The sequence below is a fragment of the Rhizobium sp. SEMIA 4085 genome, from assembly GCF_013004495.1.
Classification (GTDB): domain Bacteria; phylum Pseudomonadota; class Alphaproteobacteria; order Rhizobiales; family Rhizobiaceae; genus Rhizobium; species Rhizobium gallicum.
The window spans coordinates 1-3,698 of record NZ_JABEPH010000480.1; the positions used below are offsets into that span (position 1 = coordinate 1).

3 protein-coding genes are annotated in these 3,698 nt (G+C 56.2%); 1 reads left to right on the forward strand and 2 read right to left on the reverse strand.

The features are described 5' to 3' along the window. The first annotated feature begins 7 nt into the window (after nucleotides 1-7). Nucleotides 8-967: a TIGR03885 family FMN-dependent LLM class oxidoreductase gene (locus C9413_RS29475; protein WP_170251299.1), complete on the forward strand. Its 960-nt coding sequence runs from the start codon at nucleotides 8-10 to the stop codon at nucleotides 965-967. Nucleotides 968-1,128: 161 nt separating this feature from the next. Here the strand turns inward: C9413_RS29475 and C9413_RS29480 are convergent, their stop codons facing one another. Together C9413_RS29480 and rfbC are read right to left on the reverse strand one after the other, a co-directional pair. Then, complete coding sequence (locus C9413_RS29480; RefSeq protein WP_170251298.1) at nucleotides 1,129-2,412, reverse strand: SAF domain-containing protein; 1,284 nt, start codon at nucleotides 2,410-2,412, stop codon at nucleotides 1,129-1,131. A gap of 15 nt (nucleotides 2,413-2,427) precedes the next feature. Further along, entirely contained in the window at nucleotides 2,428-2,991 is a 564-nt protein-coding gene (gene rfbC, locus C9413_RS29485; RefSeq protein WP_040115588.1) for a dTDP-4-dehydrorhamnose 3,5-epimerase, read from the reverse strand. Nucleotides 2,992-3,698 lie beyond the last annotated feature (707 nt).

Consider the following 3,698-nt stretch of genomic DNA (forward strand, 5'->3'; position numbering starts at 1 on the left):
GAGGCATATAGGGTATCATGCGTCCCATGAGCAATTCACACCCTCGGACTTGCTACACTATGTGCAGCGTGCCGAGGCCGCCGGTTTCCAGAGCATTATGTCTTCTGATCATTTCGCCCCGTGGAGTGAACGCCAGGGCCAGTCGGGTTTCGTCTGGTCATGGCTTGGAGCGGCAATGCAGGCAACCCATCTGCCGTTTGGGCTCATCACGGTTCCTTCTGGTTGGCGTTATCATCCGGCGATCACCGCGCAAGCGGCCGCGACCGTATGCGAGCTCTTTCCGGGGAGGCTGACATGGATGGCTGTTGGCAGCGGCGAGGCTCTGAACGAGCACATTGTCGGCGGCGACTGGCCGTCCAAGGCGGAACGCAATGCCAGGCTCCTTGCCGGCGTCGAGATCATGAAGGAGCTTTGGGCAGGACAGACGGTCAGTCGTCTGAAGCCGATCAAGGTTGACGAGGCGAGACTTTACACGCTCCCGACGGAACCACCGATGATCGTTGCCGGTGCGCTTTCAGCAAAAACAGCCGAGTGGGCCGGCCGTTGGGCAGACGCATTAATTACGGTCAATCAACCCCGCGAACGACTTGCAGAGATCATAGACGCCTTCAGACTCGGCGGCGGGAATGGAAAGCCTCTTTACCTTCAGGCTCATGTTTCCTACGCAAAAAGTCAGTTCGAGGCACGGGCGAATGCTTACGAGCAGTGGCGCAGCAACGCGGTGACAGCGGCGATGGCAGAGGACCTCCGTCTCACCGGGGATTTCGACGAAGCCTGTCGGCACGTTCGTCCTGAAGACATGGATCAGCATGTCCGCATTTCGGCCGATCCTGCAGATCATATCGCATGGTTGAGTGATGATGCGCGCATGGGCTTCGAAAAGGTATTCTTGCACAATGTCGGGCGCAACCAAGCGAAGTTCATCGATGTCTTTGCCAAAGACGTCTTACCAGCGTTCAGAACTTAAGGCGCGAAGTGCCGCCTCAATGCCGGATCCCGCTTCTCAGAAGAAGCGCGACGATCGCCACGCCGAATTGTTCGCCCAGCGCTGCCTCGATCTACCCTGCGGCGTCGATTTAAGATTATCAGCCACAAATTGATGCGAGGGTCCCCGTTCCGTCTCCGGCACTACGCAGCAAACATCGCCGTCTGTTCGCGGCGCAGCAGATCGATGGTGCGGCCCCCCGGCAGCGCCACATCGGCATAGGTAAGGACCTGATCCTTCGCCACGGCCTTTTTCAAGACGCATCCCTCGGCGACCCCCATGGGCAGCAAATCCCGAGCGCCGGCTTCAGCGACGCGCTCGCACTGGCCATAGCTCATGTAGCCGCCCAAACCGTCGATCGTTTCGCCAGCATTAAGATCGCGCTTTGCAGTCGCCACAACCTCGACCCTCGGGCCCTCCAGTGGTTGAAGCACGGGATCGCGTAAAAGGACAACCCGAGCCACTGAGAGGGGTACTTCGAAATGGCAAAGATGGTAAGGTGTGTAAAAGCTATAAAGCGGGCCGGTTCCGAGCTTGTAGAGGTTCAGGTAATGCTGCTGCTTCGGATCGTCGTGTGAGGCGAGAATAAAGACACCCGGACCTGGTGTTGCCCCCACAACATAGTCGACGGCCCCACCGACGGCCTTCAGCGCCTCAATGTCATACGCGTTGACGAGTTCATCGACATGGCCACGATGCTCGACACCTGTCATGCCGCGCTTCAAAATGGACATGCCAGTGCCGTTAGCGACGATAGCTTGCTCAAAGCTAATCTTCGTGCCATCGGCGAAGCTGGTGACCATATGCGGGTCCTGCCCCCATTTTGCCGCGAATTCGGCCTGCGTTGTCGGTGTGCGATAGGGATCCTGTAGGCCTTTGATATTTCCGCACATCCGCGGCGTAAGGCCGATGGATTTGACGAAGCGCCACAAGTTCATCTGTACCCCGGGCTGGTCTCCATCGCAGGCCGTGAGGATTACCCCTGCCGCGTCGGCTTTTTTCTTGAGAAGCGGACCAACCGTGCCGTCCAGTTCGGCATTCATGGTCACCATGTCGCGACCATGCGCGATTGCACCTAAGGTGATGTTGGCGCCATATTCGATCGCACCCGTCGCATCAATCAAGCAATCCAGATCACCCGACTCATATAGCAACGCCGGATTGTCAGTGACAGCCGGCGTGCCTTCGGAAATCAAGTCCGAGAGTTTGCGGCTGTCGCAGGCGTAGGATGCCTCATGGCCAGCAGCGCGGTAGGCTAACATAGCCTTCTCCACGTTTCGGTTGCAGATCACGCAAAGGATCATTCCCGGCACGGAGTTGGAGATCTGGTTGACGATGCCCTTTGCCATAAAGCCCGCGCCGTACATCCCGACCCTAATGGGACGGCCATCCTCTTCCCGTTTCTTCAGGAGCGTGTCAATCACCATCAGAACCTCCTGCTCCTAGATGCCGCGTAGGCTTTCCACGCCATGAAAATCCTCATCGAAGTCTGGCCATTTCGCGTCTTTCTCCGAAATTACGATCCCTTCAACCGGCCAGGTGATGCCGAACTTCGGATCATTCCAACGCACACCGCGCTCCGACTTTGGATCATAGAATTCGCTGGCAAGATACAAGGTCTCGGTGTTGGGCCTTAGTGTCACAAACCCGTGGGCAAATCCACGGGGCACATAAAATGCCAGCCGGTTCTCACCCGTTAACTCAACCGCGTGCCAACCGAGGTACGTCGCCGAATCGGGCCGCAGATCGACGATACAGTCCCACAGTGCTCCGGAGATGCACCGGATGATCTTAACTTCTGGCGACGGCGGGAGTTGATAGTGCAGGCCACGCAGGGTGCCCGCTTCGGCATTGAACGAGTTATTGACTTGTACGAAGCGGCCTTCCATGCCGGCATCGGCCATTTCTCGCTCGCAGAAGACGCGCTGAAACCATCCTCGTTCGTCCCCGCGCGGTTCCGGCTCGATAACGTATGCACCATCCAAAGGTGTTCCGTGAAACTTCATGCCGCTAGCCTCTTATCCCTCTGTATGGAGCAATGACACTCTGAGCGCCTTTCAAAGGCCCGCAAAGATTGATTTTAATCATATACCCTCACGCTGCTCCAGAATTTAGTGTTCCATTAACCATGATACTTAAAGTCAAAACCCAACAAAGCGCGCGCCTCGTACAAATATAAATGTCGCTGCAGCTGGCAAGGTTAAAAGAACGTCGACCGATTTTTGCGCGAAGCAACGGATTCAGGTGTAAACGCTGTCTTAAAGGTGCATTACTCAACATCGATACTTACCAGTATCGATAAAACGATATCATTTATTCCATCATGCTTTATGCTACCTTCCGCCATTGCGTAATGTCAACTCTTAAGACTTAATCGTTTGCAAGAAATAATGTCGCCCGATAAACGCTGAGACTGAAGATGCCTGACCTCGTCATCTTGGCGTTGCTGACGTCGCTCTCGCCGGAACTGAACCCAGTTGAAAACAGAGTTTGTGGCGACCGCAGCTTTATGGACGACACGACGACATCGTCACCCATGGCTACGCTTCCTCCAATAGGCCGCCGCGACAGGTCCGTGAAGGGTCGTGTCCGTCGGACGCCGCCCCAGCTTCACTTGGCACCTGTCGCCAGGCAGATGCATACGAGAGAAACGCTCTGTTAACCAGTGCCGCGGAAAGCGCAGGGTGACCGGGTGAATTGCAGACCGCATATG